General features: G+C 44.3%; 19 protein-coding genes. 13 read left to right on the forward strand and 6 right to left on the reverse strand.

Features of this window, described 5'->3' with window-relative positions:
• Positions 1 to 81: 81 nt before the first annotated feature.
• From AF331_RS20675 to AF331_RS20725, 11 genes are all read left to right on the forward strand, one after another.
• On the forward strand, positions 82 to 1,080 hold the full coding sequence (locus tag AF331_RS20675) for a tRNA dihydrouridine synthase (RefSeq protein ID WP_053429867.1): 999 nt from the start codon (positions 82 to 84) through the stop codon (positions 1,078 to 1,080).
• Positions 1,081 to 1,316: 236 nt separating this feature from the next.
• The gene (locus AF331_RS20680) at positions 1,317 to 3,161 is read left to right on the forward strand and encodes a beta-glucoside-specific PTS transporter subunit IIABC (RefSeq protein ID WP_053429868.1); all 1,845 of its coding nucleotides are present in this window, start codon (positions 1,317 to 1,319) and stop codon (positions 3,159 to 3,161) included.
• Positions 3,162 to 3,166: 5 nt separating this feature from the next.
• Positions 3,167 to 4,621: a glycoside hydrolase family 1 protein gene (locus tag AF331_RS20685; RefSeq protein WP_053429869.1), complete on the forward strand. Its 1,455-nt coding sequence runs from the start codon at positions 3,167 to 3,169 to the stop codon at positions 4,619 to 4,621.
• 24 nt (positions 4,622 to 4,645) lie between these two features.
• Entirely contained in the window at positions 4,646 to 5,488 is an 843-nt protein-coding gene (locus AF331_RS20690; protein WP_053429870.1) for a PRD domain-containing protein, read from the forward strand.
• Between the two features lie 124 nt (positions 5,489 to 5,612).
• Positions 5,613 to 6,194 carry an SMI1/KNR4 family protein gene (locus AF331_RS20695; RefSeq protein WP_053429871.1) on the forward strand — a complete coding sequence of 194 codons (582 nt, stop codon included), beginning with the start codon at positions 5,613 to 5,615 and terminating at the stop codon, positions 6,192 to 6,194.
• A 52-nt stretch (positions 6,195 to 6,246) separates the two neighbouring features.
• Positions 6,247 to 6,558, forward strand: coding sequence for a nucleotide pyrophosphohydrolase (locus AF331_RS20700; RefSeq protein WP_053429872.1), 312 nt, complete (start codon positions 6,247 to 6,249; stop codon positions 6,556 to 6,558).
• Positions 6,559 to 6,982: 424 nt separating this feature from the next.
• Positions 6,983 to 7,846 carry a MurR/RpiR family transcriptional regulator gene (locus AF331_RS20705; protein ID WP_053429873.1) on the forward strand — a complete coding sequence of 288 codons (864 nt, stop codon included), beginning with the start codon at positions 6,983 to 6,985 and terminating at the stop codon, positions 7,844 to 7,846.
• 174 nt (positions 7,847 to 8,020) lie between these two features.
• Complete coding sequence (locus AF331_RS20710) at positions 8,021 to 8,686, forward strand: RraA family protein (RefSeq protein ID WP_053429874.1); 666 nt, start codon at positions 8,021 to 8,023, stop codon at positions 8,684 to 8,686.
• Positions 8,687 to 8,708: 22 nt separating this feature from the next.
• Positions 8,709 to 9,578: an NAD(P)-dependent oxidoreductase gene (locus AF331_RS20715; RefSeq protein ID WP_053429875.1), complete on the forward strand. Its 870-nt coding sequence runs from the start codon at positions 8,709 to 8,711 to the stop codon at positions 9,576 to 9,578.
• A gap of 15 nt (positions 9,579 to 9,593) precedes the next feature.
• Positions 9,594 to 10,934: a TRAP transporter large permease subunit gene (locus AF331_RS20720; RefSeq protein WP_053429876.1), complete on the forward strand. Its 1,341-nt coding sequence runs from the start codon at positions 9,594 to 9,596 to the stop codon at positions 10,932 to 10,934.
• A gap of 12 nt (positions 10,935 to 10,946) precedes the next feature.
• Complete coding sequence (locus AF331_RS20725) at positions 10,947 to 11,177, forward strand: hypothetical protein (RefSeq protein WP_053429877.1); 231 nt, start codon at positions 10,947 to 10,949, stop codon at positions 11,175 to 11,177.
• Positions 11,178 to 11,246: 69 nt separating this feature from the next.
• On the opposite strand, the gene AF331_RS20730 is transcribed toward AF331_RS20725, so the two are convergent.
• Positions 11,247 to 11,882, reverse strand: coding sequence for a copper homeostasis protein CutC (locus tag AF331_RS20730; protein WP_053429878.1), 636 nt, complete (start codon positions 11,880 to 11,882; stop codon positions 11,247 to 11,249).
• 18 nt (positions 11,883 to 11,900) lie between these two features.
• Positions 11,901 to 13,004 (reverse strand): hypothetical protein, encoded by a 1,104-nt coding sequence (locus AF331_RS20735; RefSeq protein WP_235576454.1) that lies wholly within the window; start codon positions 13,002 to 13,004, stop codon positions 11,901 to 11,903.
• 248 nt (positions 13,005 to 13,252) lie between these two features.
• On the opposite strand from AF331_RS20735, the gene AF331_RS20740 reads away from it, so the two are divergent.
• The gene (locus AF331_RS20740; RefSeq protein ID WP_048004607.1) at positions 13,253 to 13,885 is read left to right on the forward strand and encodes a LysE family translocator; all 633 of its coding nucleotides are present in this window, start codon (positions 13,253 to 13,255) and stop codon (positions 13,883 to 13,885) included.
• Positions 13,886 to 14,043: 158 nt separating this feature from the next.
• Positions 14,044 to 14,751 (forward strand): 23S rRNA pseudouridine(2604) synthase RluF, encoded by a 708-nt coding sequence (gene rluF, locus AF331_RS20745; RefSeq protein WP_053429879.1) that lies wholly within the window; start codon positions 14,044 to 14,046, stop codon positions 14,749 to 14,751.
• 212 nt (positions 14,752 to 14,963) lie between these two features.
• On the opposite strand, the gene AF331_RS20750 is transcribed toward rluF, so the two are convergent.
• The 4 genes from AF331_RS20750 to AF331_RS20760 all read right to left on the reverse strand — a co-directional run bounded on the left by AF331_RS20750 (position 14,964) and on the right by AF331_RS20760 (position 18,476).
• The gene (locus AF331_RS20750; RefSeq protein WP_053429880.1) at positions 14,964 to 16,079 is read right to left on the reverse strand and encodes a YecA family protein; all 1,116 of its coding nucleotides are present in this window, start codon (positions 16,077 to 16,079) and stop codon (positions 14,964 to 14,966) included.
• A 311-nt stretch (positions 16,080 to 16,390) separates the two neighbouring features.
• Positions 16,391 to 16,870, reverse strand: a complete 480-nt coding sequence (rlmH, locus tag AF331_RS20755; RefSeq protein ID WP_048004605.1) for a 23S rRNA (pseudouridine(1915)-N(3))-methyltransferase RlmH — start codon at positions 16,868 to 16,870, stop codon at positions 16,391 to 16,393.
• 98 nt (positions 16,871 to 16,968) lie between these two features.
• Positions 16,969 to 17,127 (reverse strand): CxxH/CxxC protein, encoded by a 159-nt coding sequence (locus tag AF331_RS22070; protein ID WP_079513930.1) that lies wholly within the window; start codon positions 17,125 to 17,127, stop codon positions 16,969 to 16,971.
• Between the two features lie 110 nt (positions 17,128 to 17,237).
• Positions 17,238 to 18,476 (reverse strand): S1C family serine protease, encoded by a 1,239-nt coding sequence (locus tag AF331_RS20760; protein ID WP_053429881.1) that lies wholly within the window; start codon positions 18,474 to 18,476, stop codon positions 17,238 to 17,240.
• Positions 18,477 to 19,179: the final 703 nt, after the last annotated feature.

Here is a 19,179-nt window from a genome sequence, read left to right on the forward strand (position 1 = left end):
TGGTTGGATTTTGACCATTAGCATGTTACTTTTTAATTTTGGGAAACGCGATTTCCCTCAAGGAAAGGGTTTAACGATACAATGAAAGATAATTTTTGGCATGAGTTACCTCGGCCGTTTTTTATACTGGCACCAATGGAAGCCGTGACCGATGTGGTATTCCGCCACGTCGTAAGTGAAGCGGCACGACCTGATGTATTTTTCACAGAGTTTACGAATACAGAAAGCTACTGTCACCCGAAAGGCAAGGACAGCGTACGCGGCCGTCTTACGTTCACCGATGACGAGCAGCCGATTGTCGCCCATATCTGGGGAGACAAGCCTGAATACTTCCGTCAGATGAGCATCGGCATGGCGGAAATGGGCTTCCGCGGCATCGACATCAACATGGGATGCCCCGTGCAGAATGTAGCCGCCAATGGAAAAGGCTCCGGCCTCATCCGCCGTCCCGACACGGCTGCCGAGCTGATCCAGGCAGCAAAAGCCGGTGGACTTCCCGTCAGCGTGAAGACCCGCCTCGGCTACACTGAAGTGGACGAATGGCATGACTGGCTCAAGCATCTCCTTGAGCAGGATATCGTCAACCTATCCATCCACCTCAGGACGAAAAAAGAAATGAGCAACGTGGACGCCCACTGGGAACTGATCCCCGAGATCAAGAAGCTGCGCGACGAAATCGCACCGAACACGCTTCTTACGATCAACGGAGACATTGCCGACCGTCAACAAGGGCTTGAGCTCGCCGAGAAATACGGAGTCGACGGCATCATGATCGGACGCGGAATCTTCCAAAACCCGTTCGCCTTCGAAACCGAGAAGAAAGAGCACAGCAGCCAGGAGCTCCTTGAACTCCTCCGCCTCCAGCTCGACCTTCACGACAAATACAACGACGAACTCGAACCACGTCCATTCAAACCGCTCCGCCGCTTCTTCAAAATCTACGTCCGCGGCTTCAAAGGCGCAAGCGAACTCCGCAACCGCCTCATGGAAACCGAATCGACAGATGAAGTACGTGCGCTGCTGGATGAATATGCAGAGAAAATCGGGATCCAGGAAGAGAAGGGATTCTCGGTTTCTTAATTCAGAAAGCTGGATTTGCACCCCAAATGTCTATCATTTGGAGGTGCATTTTTATTCTAAACTTTTTTGTTGACGCTTTCATTACTATACCCTATACTAAACTCAATCAAATAAAAACATTAGACATGTGACTGGTAGTGCAGGCAGGATCTAAAATGGCAAGTATAATACATTTGCCGTTTTAGGTCCTTTTTTGTTTATTTTTAACCGTCACATACAGAAATGGAGGGTTAGAGATGGATTTCAAGCAAACAGCAAAAGAGATTGTAACTTACGTTGGAGGTAACGACAATATCACCCACTTGGGCCATTGTTCCACAAGACTTCGCATTTCACTGGCCGACAACAAAAAAGCTGATATCAAAGCTCTTGAGGCTTTGCCAGGAGTGATTGCCGTCAGAATGACAGGGCAGTGCCAAATCGTAATCGGGAACGATGTCGTAGAGGTCTATGAAAAGGTGCATAAGCTTGTAGGGGCGCAGAATCAGGGAGCCTCTAATCAACAAGCAGGCAAACAAAAATTCGGTCCTCTTGTTCTAGATTTTATCGTGGGGGTATTCCAACCCCTAGTTCCTGCTATTGCAGGCGGTGGAATATTAAAATCTCTCCTCTTACTGTTGGCCTTGATCGGAATAATGGACAAAGAGAGTCAAACCTATCAAATTCTAAATCTGATTGGGGATGCACCTCTCTATTTCCTGCCTCTACTTGTGGCAGTCACGGCTGCTAATAAACTCCGAGTCAATTCACTTGTGGCCTTATCAGCTGTTGGTGCCCTGCTATTGCCAAGTATGGCGACCTTGCTTCAAGATGGTGCCCAGTTGTTCTCATTCAGTTTGACGAATATCGCTTATGCATACCAAGTATTACCAGCAATACTTACCGTCATCCTTTATGCACAGGTAGAAAAATTATTCACAAGGATCTCTCCGAAACCAATTCGGATCTTCTTCGTCCCGATGATGTCCCTACTTATTACCGTACCTGTCGCCCTTTTGCTATTAGGTCCGTTAGGCTATACATTCGGACAAGGGTTTGCCAGCGTAATACTATGGGTGTTTGACCATGTAGGCTGGTTAGCCGTTGCATTGCTAGCTTGCGTTCTTCCATTCATGGTAGCTACAGGAATGCATAAAGCCATGATTCCTTACGCCGTCACCACGATGGGAAGCCTTGGAAGGGAAGCACTCTACCTGCCTGCTTCATTAGCCCATAACTTTGCAGAAAGCGGAGCGTGCTTTGCCATTGCTCTCCGTACAAAGGATAAGCGCTTACGGACCACCGCTATTTCGGGTGGCATATCCGCTTTCTTCGGCATTACGGAACCCGCATTATATGGTGTAACACTTCAGAACAAAAAAGTCCTCACGAGCGTCGTGATTGGTTCATTTATAGGGGGTTCGTTTATTGGAATCATAGGCATTCAAGCATTCGTATTGGTAGGTCCGGGCCTTGCCAGTATGAGCATGTTCCTCTCGGAAGACCTACCAAGAAACTTTCTCTACGCTGTTGCAGGGCTGATCCTATCCTTCACCGTTGCATTCGTCTCAGCCTTCATTATGGGCAAGGATAAAGACGCAGTCCATGTTCAAGAAGAGACATTTGCTCAGAATATAAGCAATGGTGAAACATTTACCAGTCCTGTTGCAGGTAAAATGATACCACTAACAAAAGTCCATGATGAAGTATTCTCATCGAAAGCAATGGGAGACGGCCTTGCTATCATCCCGACCAAAGGAGAATTGTTTGCCCCAGTTGACGGAGAGATTTCCATGATCTTTGATAGCTATCACGCCCTTGGGATGCGGACCAATAATGGAGCCGAAATCCTATTCCATGTTGGTCTTAATACAGTAGAGCTGGGTGGGAAGCACTTTACACCACATGTTCACGTTGGTCATCGTGTGAAAGCCGGAGATTTACTACTTACCTTCGACTTGGAGAAGATAAAAGCAGCTGGGTTTGATCCCGTCACCATGGCGGTTGTGACCAACTCTGATCAGTATGATTTCCAAATCAATCAACAAGAAAACGTGACCCGTCAAGATAAACTGATGGTACTAACTCAAATAGGAGGATGAATTGAATGACTTTTTCAAAAGACTTTTTATGGGGCGGCGCCATTGCCGCCAATCAGGCTGAAGGTGCATGGAACATTGATGGAAAGGGACCAAGCGTGGCGGATGTGGCTACCTATAAGCCAAATCTCAGTCTGGATGACTATCATGGCCATTTGAAAGTGTCCTCTGATCTCATCCAACAAGCAATGGATGACCCATCAGACAAATATTACCCGAAACGCCGAGGTATTGACTTCTATCATCACTACAAAGAAGATTTAGCCCTATTTGCAGAGATGGGACTTAAAGCCTTACGTGTCTCCATAGCGTGGAGTCGTATTTTTCCAACGGGTGAAGAGAATGAGCCGAATGAAAAAGGCCTTGAATTCTATGAAAATCTTTTTAAAGAAATGAGAAAACACCAAATCGAACCGATCGTCACTTTATCCCACTACGAAATGCCACTAGCCTTAAGTGTAAAGTATAATGGCTGGGTAGAACGTAAGGTTATAGACGATTTTGTAAGATTCTCAAACGTCTGCTTTCATCGATTCAAGGACTACGTGAAGTATTGGCTAACCTTCAATGAAATCGACAGCATTCTCCGTCATCCTTTCACCACAGCCGGAATCATACCTGACCGCTGTCCGGAGGGCAAAGAAGAAGAGCTCGTTTACCAGGCCCTTCACCATCAATTTGTTGCTTCTTCCATCGTCACTCGAGATTGCCACACCATTATACCGGGAAGTAAAATGGGCGCCATGCTCACCAAACTGACTACCTATCCAACAACCTGCAAGCCAGAGGATGTAGAGATTACCTTAAAAAAGAACCTGCAAAACTATTTCTATGCAGATGTTCAGGTCTTTGGTGAGTATCCTCCGCTGACCTTACGGAAATTAGAACGGAAAGGAATCAACATTAAGATGGAGGAGAATGATCTGAACCTCCTCAAAGAGTATACCGTTGATTACTTATCCTTCAGCTACTATATGTCATTAACAGAATCAGCAGAAGAAGGTCTTGAAAAGACTGATGGTAACACAGTCCAAGGTGTTAAGAACCCTTACCTACCTTCGACTGATTGGGGATGGCAAATTGATCCCGTTGGCCTTAAAATTTCTCTTCTAGAGCTTTATGACCGTTACAATATCCCACTAATCATTGTAGAAAATGGAATGGGTGCAAAGGATATAGTTGAGAGTGACGGCTCGATTCATGATGAATATCGGATTTCCTATTTCCGTGAACACTTCCGTCAAATGAGAGAAGCGGTAGAAGAAGGAGTGGACTTATTCGGCTATACGAGCTGGGGAACGATTGATATTATCAGTGCCGGAACATCACAAATGTCAAAACGATATGGATTTATCTATGTCGATCAAGACGATGAAGGAAATGGGACCCTCGCCCGTTCCCGTAAAGATTCCTTCTACTGGTATAAAAAAGTAATTAAAAGTAATGGAGAAGACCTAGACTGATTAAACAGGGGACAGGTGAGGTCAATGTACAAGATAAAGAAAGTACTGAATTCCAGTGTCATCCTTGTCGAAGGTGAGAACTTACAAGAGTTCATCCTCTTTGGCAAGGGAATTGGCTACGGTCAAAAAGCCGGTAATATGGTCAAGGACGATCAGGCGGATCAAACCTTCATGCCAATTGAAAATGCCAAATCAAAAGAGCTTTTACGGCTTCTTGACTCCATTCCACAATCATTTATTGATTTAACCCAACAAATCGTCCATCATGCGGAATCGCAGCTGGATACCAAACTAAATAACGGTATTTATTTTACATTAATGGATCACCTTCACTTCGCGGTGGAACGTCACAAAAAGAATATTAATATAACCAATCGGGTATTCTGGGAAATTAAGAATTTCTATCAGGCTGAATTTGAAATTGGTATGTACGCACTAAGCCTCATTAATCAAGCCTGCAATGTTGAACTTCCTAAAGAAGAAGCTGCGAATATTGCCTTCCACTTGATCAATGGTCAAGGGGAAGAATCAAAAAACGGTATGCAGTATGCTAAGATGATAGGCGGGATTGTCAATTTAGTCCGATATGCACTCCAGATCAAGATGGAAACTGACAATATCCATTACGGGAGATTTATCACCCATGTGAAATTTTTCGTAGAGCGCTTCTATGCTGATTCTATGCTAGAAGATCCGGACAACCTACTATTCGAGCAGATCGCCAATCTCTATCCTGATGCAATGGATATTGCCTTCAAGATTGAAAACTATATCATGCAGGTTTACGGTAAGATGTTACCCAAAGAAGAGCTAGCTTACTTGGCAGTCCACATTCACAGATTGGCATCCTATCAGCAGCTAAAATAAACCCCAAAAACACTTCTCCGCCTGATAAGGAATTAAACTATCAGATGGGGAAGTGTTTTTTTATTTTATAAGTAAAACCCATGAATAAATGTTAAAATATCCCTATACCAAAGGAGGCACTCTCATGGAACTGATCAACCACTTCATCGAAGGATTACACGAGCATCTGCTGCCAGAAGAATTGGAAGAACTCCAAAAATCACATGGTGCCAGCCCAGAAGACCTTGAGGAGCTTAGACGACTCTACCCAGACTGCCCGGAATCCCTGCTGTCCCTGCTTAAAAACATCGACGGGACGTTCTGGAGACAATACGGCGAAGAAAAGATCGCCGTCTGCATCCTCGGTTCCGATGTGGAAGATGGCAGATATCCCTATTACCTCCTCTCCACCCAGCAGATGATCGACAGCTCAAAAGAAGAAGTAGACACCTCTTATCTTTCCGAGTATGAAGAAGACGACGTCGATTCCAGGATCAATCAAGACGGCCTGTATCCAGGAACGTACATCCACTTCTCCGACTGTATGAATAACGGGGGAACCTCCAGCCTATTCATCGATTTCAACCCGACCGACCAAGGCGTTTCCGGACAGATTGTCTGCTTTTTACATGATCCGGATGAGTTTAAGGTGATTGCTGACAGTTTTGATGAGTATGTGCAGGGGTTGATTGATGGCGGGTTTGTGTTTTTGGAGGAAGAAGAGTGATTCAAATGGTACGCCCTTCAAATCCCTACACCAGTAAAAGGAGACAACAACCATGAGTGATATCCAACAATTAATGAACAAGATCGACAAGTTCCGGGACGACCGGAACTGGAGACCGAACCACAACCCGAAAGATCTCGCCATCTCGATTTCTATCGAAGCTGCCGAGCTGCTCGAAGACTTCCAGTGGGTCACCAGTGAAGAAGCACTTGAGGAAAACACTGAAAATATCCGCGAAGAGATTGCCGATATCCTGATTTATTCCCTTACCCTGTGCTCAGAACTCGGGTTCGATGTGAAGGAGATCGTGGAAGAGAAGATTGTGAAGAACGGATTGAAGTACCCCTTAGGAAATTCCAAATGATCCCCCCTTCCAATATGGGGGTTCTTTTTATATAGTCCTTATCAATCTTTTTCTCCTTGATTGAAACTATGTGCCTCATTTAATGGCCTCATTGATGCTTCAAGATATCCAACAAATGCACCTGGCAGTGAAGAACAGGGTGATATAACACCAACATAGGCTCATAACCTATGTTACTTTCTATTAAATAAACTATCTTAAAATAATAGTTTGCATCTAATTTGTCCTACTCATCTCATCATCTTAAACCAATATAGTTTACCATCCTCCTTTTACCAGTCATACCTTCTATGAATTCTTCCTTGCCATCTATGTCTATTTGTAATTTTCACTGTAGCTGTTATTATTTTGGTAGTGTTACATCAATCAAGCAAATGGCACGAGACTGCTTTATTATACTAGTCCAGTAAAAAAGGAGAATTCTATGGAAAATCCTATCACGATCTTGAAGGACAACATATCTGAATTAACAAAAGCGCAAAAAAACATTGCTGATTACATACTCAAAAATCCTTCTGAGGTTGCATTTCTTACTATTAACCAGTTAGCCACAAGGGTGAATACGAGTACAACAACCATCATGAGACTTACGTCCAGCATCGGCTATTCAGGGTATAGTGAATTCCAAAAAGGACTGCAGCAACTCTTAAGAGAACAAACCGCTCCTCAGAATCGCCTAACTGTTAATCTCCAAAATGTCGATCAGGATGACTTATGGTCACATACCATTCAACACCATCTATTTCACATTCAGCAAACAATGGAACGTATCTCTAAAGAACAACTCCATGATGTCGTGCAACGAATCACCTCATCTGAACGGATATATTGCACAAACGTGCGCAGTGGTCTTCCTGTAGGAGAATATTTAACTCACGGGCTAAATAGGAGCTTAGGGAACTGTAGATTGATTTGGGCTGACGTAAGCGATTGGGTCGATGAAGTAGTTGCGATGAACGCAAATGATGTATTGATTGCCATAAGCTTCCCCCGCTACGGAGTACGGATCATTGATTTTATCAAAGCAGCCAAGGCGCGCGGCGTTCAAGTGATAGCCATCACAGACAGCTATTCATCTCCTATCGTAGAATACGCTGATTGCCTTCTTACTTGTGATTCAAGCAGTCTGGCCTTCCATAACTCCCCCATTCCCGCCATGGTACTGGCCGACTATCTAATTAATGCTGTAGCTATCACCAAATCAGAGAAAACAAAAGAACGGTTAAACGAAATCAATGAAGTACTGACAACCATAAACTATCATGTTCAGAATGCAAGACAAGAGTAAATATCTATCCCTTAAAACACTATACCTTCCTTAGAACTTCTAGTTCTGAGGAAGGTTATTTTTTTGACTATTTAAAAATGTAAGTGTTTACATTATTACCGCAGCTTGTTATAGTAATAAAAATTACTTTTTTATTTTAAAAGTTAATAAAAATTACTAGGAGTGGTGTTGAGCATGACTCATTCTCAAAAAACGTTAGTAGCACGCATGAAAAAACTTGGCTCATCGGTTTTTGCTGATGTGATGGAAACAAATAACGTGATGGATTATCATATAAAGCCTGTGAACTTCCGGGAATCCCTGGTGGGACGCGCGCGTACCGTTGCATTGCCAAAAGGGGATAACTTGTTCTTGCATTACGCCATCTACCAAGCACATCCTGGTGACATCCTTATCGTGGACGGGCAGGATTATAAAGAGGCCGCATACTTGGGTGAATTGATGGCAGGGGCCGCAGAAGCTATTGGCGTAGAAGGCATTATCATCGACGGACTCGTTCGAGATCGCACTGACCTTAGGCATCTTGATATCCAAATTTATGCCAAAGGGTATCTATCGACAGGTCCGACGAAGGAAGGACCAGGAGCGTTTGACACAGCCATAACCTGCGCTGGAGCCATGGTCTGCCCTGGTGATTATGTCATCGCCGATGAGGACGGTGTTGTAGTCATACCTCAGGGTGAGGTAGCTGACATACTAGAGAAAGCTGAAAAAAAAGCCGCATATGAATACAACCGGCTCAAACAAATTGAAGCATTTAAACAACTTGAGAATAAAGAGGATACATCCAACCTGGAACCCGGTTGGCTACAGGAAAAACTGAAAGCCTATCATTTGTGAACCATTACTGGGAGGTATTGAGATGAGAATCGGTTTTATTGGATTTGGCGAAGTCGGATATGAGATGTCCAAAGGGTTTCTTACTGAGGACCCACAAGCACAATTTTTTGTTTACGATCCGTTATATGAAAAAGAGGAAACGCAGCAGCGGGCCAAAAAAACCCACGCAACACTTTTTAGTGATCCACAGAGTGTAGCCAAAGAAACGCTAGATGTACTGTTCGTGGCCGTGCCGGCTCCCTTTGCTGAGGATGCTTGGAGATCTATATGGTCAGAGTTAAATGAAGAAACATTGCATGTTGATCTCACAACCGCATCTGCTCAGGTCAAGCAGAGACTGGGAGAGGACATGTTGAATGAAAAGCGTACATTCATTGATGGAGCCATCATGGGCGCGCTGAAAGTTTATCAACATAAGGTGCCAATCATGGTTAGCGGAACTGGATCAACCTCTCTAATCGATTGGGGAAAATCCACTCATATGAACCTTACTTACGCGGGGGACCTTCCAGGGGATGCTACCAATATTAAATTCATCCGAAGCATTTTTACAAAGGGTCTTTCTGCCCTTCTGCATGAAGTCATGCAAGCTGCAGATAAGCTTGCATTGGACGATATTATACTCGATTCCATCACACGTACAATGGATAAAGAACCGTTTGAACAGATCATCAATAGGCTGATTTCAAGTAACGTTATCCATTCTCAACGGCGTGAAAAGGAGATGGAAAATGTCATAGACTTTCTGAACAGTCATGGCATAGAACCACAAATGACAAAAGCCACCCGTGATAAGTTAAAAATGATTACACAGGCCAACATTTTAGAAAAGAATCAGGGGGATCCACCTAAGGATTGGAAGCAAGTGATGCGCTTGGTCAACTGTACGTAAAATGGAGGGGTTCATATGGGGATTATTGCTCTCATTGTATTTGTCAGCATCTTGATAGTTTGGAGTCTGTGGTTGAAACGAAACCTTGGTGAGGCTTCATTAATTGGTTTCATAGCCATATCGCTTCTCGGCGGCACAAAAGCTCTTGACTTATTCTTTAGGGGAATCAGTTTCGCTTCCACCTTTTCCGTTCTATACGCTGCTGTGGCTTTTGTCTTTATGGCCTATGTCATTGATAAATTTGGTATCGTAGAACGTTTGCTGGGTATTTTAAATTCTCTTGTCGGTAGACTACCTGGTGCACCAGCCATCATGGACGCCGTCGGCTCGTCTCTCATGGGCACTTTATCCGGTGGAGATTCTGGTAATACGGCGGCCACGGGCTCTATAACAGGTCCTTGGATGCTCAAGAATAAATGGAATAAAGAGATAGCAGCATCTGTCATGGTTGGAAATGGGGGAATGGCTTCCGTCTTGCCACCCACGACCTCCATGTTCATCGTACTTGGTTTTGCGCCAGTAGCAGCCGCCATTACTACAGGTGAGTACTATATCGCCCTTTTGATCGCAGGCGCCTACCAGTTTATCCACCGGTTGATCTTGATTGGATATTTTGTAAAAAAGCAGGGTATAAAGGCGTTCCCAGCGGAGTCCATTCAACCTCTTCGTGTATCCTTACGAGAAGGCTGGACCTCCATATTCATCTATCTGGGTGCCATCATTCCTCTTATCTTAACCATCGGACCTCTTTCTGAAGTATTGAAGAATATTTCATCCATCGGCGAGAGTGCGCTAAAAAGCATTGATATCGTCATTTGGATTCCAACCTTGATGATTGCGATATCATTCATATTAGCGCGCAAATCCAGGCCAAGGTCCATTTCCAGTTTACTAGATTTCGTAAGTAGCTCCATACCACGCTTTACAGTCATAGGAGCACTGATTTTCTTTGCAGTAGCGTCAAGTGAAGTATTGACTGCACTTGGTTTGTCAGATAACATCGCGCAATTGATGAGTTCAGCTAACACTCCTGGATGGCTCACTGTCCTATTGTTAGGAATAGGGATTACAGCTATCGCAGGACCTCTTACTTCAACAGGAACACTTACTGCCGTTGGCCTGGTCTCTTACGAAATATTAGTAGCATCAGGGTTTTCACCTCTAGTTTCTGCCGTTGTCGTCATGACGTTTGCTTCCACTTCTGCTCAGATGCCACCAGCATCGGGATCAATCTATATCGCTTCAGGAATCGTTGGTGCACGTCCAGAGAAAACATTCGGCATGCTGATGCTCTACTATGCTTGTCCAGTCATCCTAATTGGGTGGCTTATCGCAATGGGGATACTACCAATATAAGGAGGTCCAAACATGCAACGATTATTAGAGCGGCTTTTCGCAATAAGCTTACTTTTATCTTTGGTGCTTGCGTTCATCATGGTTATAAGTCAACTCATCGGGCTTATCATGGGGAATGGAGAATGGGCGGTTTTAAGTAGCGAATGGCTTAAGCAGCCAACTATCATTCTAGCTGCCATTTTTTCAGGTATCGCGTTTGTCCTAGGCTATACGAAAGCCTATAAAGTCAAGGGCACATCCTAAAATAAGAATAAACACCAGGGACCCTGAATAATCAGTTGACCCTGGTGTTTTTGGTTATCACCCACGAAACTAGCCTTCCAAAATCCTTGTTCCGTGCGCCTCATTAATGCTTAAAGAGGATTCAATAGCAGGAAGATTCAGGTGAGTAATTCCACCACCTGGAAGAATCGTAATCCGCTTATCCGAATACTCAATATACGCTTTCAACCGGTCCACATTGTCTTCAATCTTCGTATCCGACGGACCGCCATGGGTGAGAATACGATGGACACCATGCTCGGCCAGCCAATCGATGGCCTTCAGCTGGGACTCAGCCGTGATCGCATCAAAGGCCATGTGAAAGACCACTTCAAGACCAGTGGCTGCTTCAAGCAGCATAATCATGGCTTCCTCATCAATCCAACCGTCCTGAGTCAGGCAGCCGAAGACGACGCCATCGGTTCGGAGCTCTTTCAGATGGATGATATCCTGCTTCATGATTTCGATTTCATCGACATTGTAGACGAAATCCCCGCCTCGGGGGCGGATCATGCTCATGACCTTCACATTCCGACTGCGGCAGTAATCCAGCGTGACCCGTGCCACACCGGGACTGACCGTCGTTCCACCAACAGCAAGGTTATCGCATAGCTCCACCCGCCGGGCACCTTTTTCGATGGCTTCAGGGACCTTCGTGAAATTCTCAACACAAACTTCCTTCAACATGCTAGTTCACCTTACTTCTTATTGATAGTTTACAAAAGCCGGTGCAGGGTCCAATTCCAAGACGTCTTCAGGCGTCATGACCGGTTCGTCCTTCTTGTAGAATACTTTGAACCCGCCGTACTGGATCGGCTGATTATGGACGAGCTGATGGTATCCTGCCCGCTTCAATCCAGCGATTCCGTGGCCGTCATTATTCAGCACCACTTCCACGTTCTCTGTGGGCTGGATCGCGTCTTTATTGTTCAGGATGATGTCGGCAAATTGGTGCACCACCACCATCTTGTCTGGAAGGTCATTCTCGGCAGTCAGCTTGGAAATATACTCAATCGCCTCTTGTACTTCCTTACCATCTACATGCCCCAGATCTTCACCTGGAACCTGTCCGTCTGTCACATGGAATTCAGTATCAATGGCCAAGTGAACATTCGGACGCTTCAAATATTTCTCTACCAGTTTCACCTGATGCATGATCGTGTCTTTCCCCAATTGAATATCCAGGATCAACAAGGCGTCATTCTCCTCAGCGAGCTTCGCATACGTCTCGATATCCTCTTCCGATGTCGGAACCATATACAGACCATCATCCCCAGGACTACGCTGCGCCACTGTTGCGATCAATTCAATTGCAGGGATGGCCGGACGATCCGGATCCAATTCGGAGTAGGCCTTCGTCTGTTCCTTCAATTTGGTCATCAACTCATCCGGACTGTACTCACCGAGGATCCCCATGTTCTCTGAACGGGGAGTTCCATAGTAGGAAACAATCCTGTTCTCTTTTAGGGGACCATCCGTCTGGTCTTCCTTATCCTTAGCAAGCGTCTGCCCTAGTGGTACACTTCTCGTCGTGTCTTCACCATGCGCCTCAGAAGTCGGCATATCCGACTGCTGCTCACTCGTATAATGACTCTCAATCGGCTCGGCACCCTCAGATGGCTTGATCGCTTCATAGCTCGCCACAGGTTCCTTCTTCGCAGGCTCCTCTTTCTTCTTCTCATTCTCTTTCTTTGAGGTCTGCTCAGTCTTCGGCTCTTTCTTCTCAGTACTTGCTTCCTCAGAGCAGCCCGCTAACAGCAAACCCGGGACCACACCAAAGAAAGCTCCTGCCATCACTAGTTTTTTCACATTATCCCACCTGTTTCAACACGTATTTCATATGTATGATGATCCGTCCACACCACAAATGATTTCTTTACCATTTTTACTATAATTCTATCAGAATATCAAATGTATCTAGTTTGTAGAGACCTTACCATTTACCATACCACCTTAAAACAGGAATAATCGTATATTTAAAATGTTTTTACAATTTCAGGTGATCTTCTTGTAATATAGTGAAAAGGACATGTGAAATAAGAAAGAGGTGCACAAGTATGTTTGGCGTCATTCATTTTGAAGTATTTCTTCTAACGGGAATCCTACTGAACCTGATTCCCGGAGCAGACACGATGTATATTGTCGGTCGAAGTATATCACAAGGTCGGACAGCAGGTATTTACTCGGTGCTGGGGATCATTAGCGGTTCCCTAGTCCATACGTTATTCGTGGCGTTTGGTCTATCCTTGATCCTAGTAAAATCCGTTCTCTTATTCAATGTCATCAAGGTCATCGGAGTCGTGTACCTCGTATACCTGGGTATTCGCATGATTTTAGATAAATCGAATCTTGCCTTCCAACAAGCGACAGGCACCACAATGAACAAACGAAAAATCTACATCCAGGGCTTACTGACCAGTCTCACCAATCCCAAAGTATCGCTATTCTTTATCGCATTCATGCCTCAGTTCATAGACCCCAATGTCACAAGTCCCGTTCCTTTCTTGATACTAGGACTCACCTTCACCATAACGGGGTTGCTCTGGTGCCTGTTCGTAGCCTACTTCTCCTCCTACGTCACCAAAACGCTCAGGGGAAACCAAAAGGTTGGACAGGTCTTGAATAAAGTAACCGGAGTGATCTTTATCGGGATGGGGATCAAACTCCTTCAAACAAAAGCTCCGAGCTAAAGTGGTTAAAATCCTCAAATTGCAAACAAGCCGATCAGATTTTGTCTGATCGGCTTTCTTTAGAATTACAATATATTCCCGTCACCTAAAAACATTTTGTGATTCATCAAAAATATATTAGTATGTAAGATAACAATTGGATTAAAAGAGGTGCTACCATGCGTATTAACAAATATATAAGCGAAGCCGGAAAAGCGTCCCGACGCGGTGCGGACAAACTCATCGAAGACGGAAGGGTCACTATCAACGGGAAACGCGCTTCGATCGGCGACCAGGTGAACCCCGGAGATAACGTCGTCGTAGACGGAAACCCAATCTGGGTCGCACGAAACAACGTCTACATTGCTTTGAACAAACCAGTAGGCATCACAAGCACAACCGAAAAAGGCGTAAAAGGAAACATCGTTGACCTCGTCAATCACCCCTTGAGGATCTTCAACATTGGACGACTCGACAAAGACTCTGAGGGACTCATCCTTATGACCAACGACGGTGACATCGTAAACGAAATCCTGCGCTCAGAAAATCAACACGAAAAAGAATACATCGTCTCAGTCGACAAACCCATTACACCTGAATTCGTCAAAAAGATGTCAGAAGGCGTCAAGATCCTAGGGACCACAACGCTCCCATGTAAAGTCGAGCAACTATCAAAATACGATTTTCAAATCACACTGACACAGGGATTGAACCGCCAGATCCGTCGTATGTGTGAGGTATTGGGATATAACGTATATCGCTTGCAGCGGACGCGGATCATGAATATCCAATTGGGGAAACTGCCTCCTGGGCAGTGGAGGGATCTGTCTAAGAAAGAGAAGACTCAGTTGTTTAGGGAATTGGATTATGAGGCTCGGGAGTGGTGAGTGGGGTACTAATTCCTTACTCTTGAAAAAGAAGAGCAACGTTCCTTTTATCTTGGAACGTTGCTCTTTTCTTGTTAGTGTTTTACTTACTAAACGTTTCTCCGTACTGTGTCTAAAATAGTTCTATCTTCGTCAAATCACTAGAATCTATGCAACTACAAATAGTCTATAGTCTACCTTCATCAATGAGTATTTTTTCAATTCTACTTCCACTACATAAAAAACTCATTTATCTTTGGATATTTTTTCTTGTTTTCTTTAACCCTCTTCAAAATAAACCGCCGAAACTCTATAGCATCATGAATGGCTTCATCAACTTCTTTGAATGTAGGTATTCTTCCCCTATGAATTGCTCTGTTTCTTAATTCATATGTGTTTTTATACCACTGTCCAATTTCTGTTTTATCTTGAGTGACATCCCAAATACCACCTAAGTACGATGACATTTTCTTTTTAATGATTGTCATAAACGAAGTGTTTTCTAATGTTCCTTTTACTTTGTCAGCTGGCATGCCGTCATTCTTTAACAATTCTTCGAAGAGTGTTCTTACTAAGACTTCTACACTTATTTGAGCATGATTTATAGCTTCCAGATAGAATCCCTGTTTGAAATATCTCTTTGCACTTAATACGTGCTGTTCACCCATTACAAAAGGATTCTTATCCCATACAACAACTCCCTGTAATCTTATAAATTCATTAAACTCATTATTTGTAAGGGGCTTCTTTTCAAAAGGAACATGTGGGTGTAGCATAAATAAACTCAACTCATTTTCCCATGTTTCAAGATTTGTTTTCCTAACCAATATTGTCGACTGCAGCATTTCCTTTGTTAGATAATGACAGTCCTCATCTTTACTTGAAACCATATAGCTTAATACTAATTGATTAAGGTGACTTAACAATATATCAAAATAAGTATTGTAGTAACCCTCTTTATCTTTTAAAAACTCATTATAATCTAAATCAATAGCTGCCATCATAAGCATCTTTGTTTTATGAATATCAAGAACAGGTACAACTTCTCCAAGTGGATACTTATAAGATTCATTTGTTGTAACCATATCAAATCTATAGCTCAAATATCCCTCATGTGTACTCAATGTTATTGTCTTGCTAATGTACATTGGTATATGAAATGGTAGAACTACCTCGAATTCAATAAAAGTTTTTGGCTTACACAGTTCTAAGTCATAGACAGGTAAAAAATCTTTCTCATATACCTCTTTTGTCAGTATCATAGGTGACATATCTTTCTTATTTAAGCAACAATACTTATATTTTTTACCACTGCCGCAATGGCAAGGGGCATTTCTCCCTGTTCCCATATTAATCCCCCTTAATCTGAGTAGGGCGGAGATCATTATTTATCTTGGTCATAATCGTTATTGCAAGATCTATTGAGAGCCCCTTTTAAACTTCTTTAGCTTTATTTAGTATTTATCTTTCGCCAAATCTGCTAATTCTGAGTAGTCCACACCTCTTTATCTTTCTTTAGTCAAGTTCCTACTTCTTTAATACTATTTATCATTAACCCATGTTGCCTCCACTTTTGACTCTCAAAGTTGAATAGAAGATAATTCTTTCTTCATGATTAGATTGTTACTATTAAAAAATTCTTTTTTGCCAACAATCTCATTTATTTATGATACGGTTCCCCCCGATTAATCCTAAAAGCCCGATAAACCTGCTCCACCAGCACCAATCGCATCAGCTGATGAGGAAACGTCATTTTCGAAAACGACAGTTTCTCATCAGCCCGCTTCAAAACATCATCACTGAGTCCGAGTGATCCACCGATGATGAAGGCGACTTTGCTTTTGCCGTAGGTGGCTAGTTTATCGAGGGTGTCGGCGAGTTCCTCGGAGGATTTCATTTTGCCCTGGATGGCGAGGGCGATGACGTGGTGATCCGGGGAGATCTTGGAGAGGATGCGCTCGCCTTCTTTGTTTTTGACCTGCTGCATTTCGGAGTCGCTGAGGACTTCGGGGGCTTTTTCATCGGCGAGCTCGACGATGTCGATTTTGGCGTAGGCCCCGAGTCGTTTCGTGTATTCGGCGATTCCTTGCTTCAGGTATTTTTCTTTCAGTTTACCGACGGTGATGATGGTTATGTTCATGGTTTATCCACACTCTCTTTACAAACAGATTACAAACATATTATCCACAGAAATTATCCACATATCCACAAAACCCATCCATATGTCGTGGGGGAATACTAGTTCGCCACTACATATATTGCGTTATTCCCACAATATTCACAGGTTGTGGATAACTGTTTTTCCTTTGAAAGCTCTTCCAGTTTAGGCGCGACCTCATGCTCATCGACGGCGATGTCAAGTGCGAGTTCCACGTGTTCCAGGCAGCAGTTAATCATGCTGAATCGACTCCTTTTGCTAAGTTTTATACTTATCCACAGGTTATCATACCACGTAAAGAAAAAGCAGGAAAGGGAATCCCTTTTCCTGCTTTTACGTTATCCACATATTACAATTGTGATTCATCCGTTAATTTCATGGTGACTTCCTGGAGTTTTCCGTCGCGGTAGAATTTCACCTTCATGGAGTCGCCGACTTTTTTCTTCGTGTAAAGATGCTTCCGCAAATCGACTGTGCTTTCGATTTTTTCACCATCAAGCTCAACGATGACATCAAGCTCTTTCAGCTTCGCTTGTGCTGCCGGTGAGTTCGGCATAACTTGGCGAACCAGCACGCCTGATTTCACATCTTTAGGAAGCTTCAATGTTTCTTGTTGGTGATACGATGATACTTCGCTCACATCTTGGAGCGTGATTCCCATTGAAGGACGTTTCACTTCTCCATGCTCTTCAAGATCTTCTATGATCGGTTGGGCAGAGTTGATTGGAATTGCAAGACCGATTCCTTCAACGGCGTCCTGGGCAATCTTCATGGAGTTGATTCCGACAAGCTGACCGGAAATATTGACGAGGGCTCCACCGCTGTTACCAGGGTTGATGGCCGCATCCGTCTGGATGACTTCGGTGTTCCAGTCTTCCACGCCGTCCTGGTTGATATCAACCGGAATCGTACGGTTCACACCGGACACGATCCCCTGTGTCACAGAACCTGAGAACTGAAGGCCAAGGGGGTTACCGATGGCAATGACCGGCTCACCTTGTTTCAATTTATCAGAGTCACCGAATTTCGCAATGGCACTGTCTTTAACATTGCTGCCGTCGATTTCAATGACCGCAAGATCCGTCCACTGATCGGCACCGCGTGCGTTCGCTTTTACTTTGGACCCATCTGAAAGGGTGACTTCAAGCTGATCGGCCCCTTCAATGACGTGGTTATTCGTTACGATGAGGACCTTGTCCCCTTCACGCTTGTAGATGACACCGGAACCCGATCCCGCTTCCTGGGTTTGAGATCCGTCACTACCGGATTGACCCCAGAAGCTCTGAGACTGGATGTTGCTGATCCCGACAACGGAATCACCGGCTTTTTCAACAGCTTTCGTGACATCCGACGATACATCGACCGCCACATTCTCCGTTTTCGCACTATCTACCTTATTCTCCGTCGTCACGCCGTTCGCATTATTATTCGAACCGAACAAATCGGTCCCGGTCAACTGAGGCACCGCCACCAGCACCAAAAGCGCACCGACAATCACACCAATCAAACCCGAGAAGAAAATCCCACCGCCTCCTCGTCTCCTTCTTTCCCTATTCTCCGAAGAGGGGCCCTGATCATAATATCCCATCTATTCTTCATCCTTTCTCCATTATTAGTCCATTCGTTAGTTTTTCTTTACTACCCTCATTATAGTCAGATTAAATTAGAAACTGATGAAAAAAAAGTAAGAAAACCATGATGATATAGAGGCAATTTTGTGAACATTCAAGGTGCAAAAAACCATTTTTTCTATTCCCCATACAACTAAATGAGGGCGAAGAAGAATTGATCTATGCACTAACTCCCATATCACGCAATAGTGCAGTGCAGCGGAGGCCGACCGACTCCCGCGGAAACAGAGGAAAGGTCGAGACCCCGCAGGCACGAGGAGGCTCGACTTCCTCTCCGCAGGAAAGCGGTCGGCCGAAGCGGAACGAAACGCCCCATCTCTCTTCCCCACCAACAAAACAAAAGGAAGGGGGTATTGAGATGTACCCATCTATAAACTAACACCTCATATCAACCACTAGTGCAGTGCAGCGTAGGCCGACCGACTCCCGCGGAAACCAGAGGAAAGGTCGAGACCCCGCAGGCACGAGGAAGCTCGACTTCCTCTCCGCAGGAAAGCGGTCGGCCGAAGCGGAACGAAACGTCCCATCTCTCTTCCCCACCAACAAAACAGAAGGAAGGGCTAGTGAGACGTACCCATCTATACACCAACACCTCATATCAACCAATAGTGAAGTGCAGCGAAGGCCGACCGACTCCCGCGGAAAAAGAGGAAAGATCGA

The organism is Rossellomorea marisflavi (assembly GCF_001274775.1).
Classification (GTDB): domain Bacteria; phylum Bacillota; class Bacilli; order Bacillales; family Bacillaceae_B; genus Rossellomorea; species Rossellomorea marisflavi.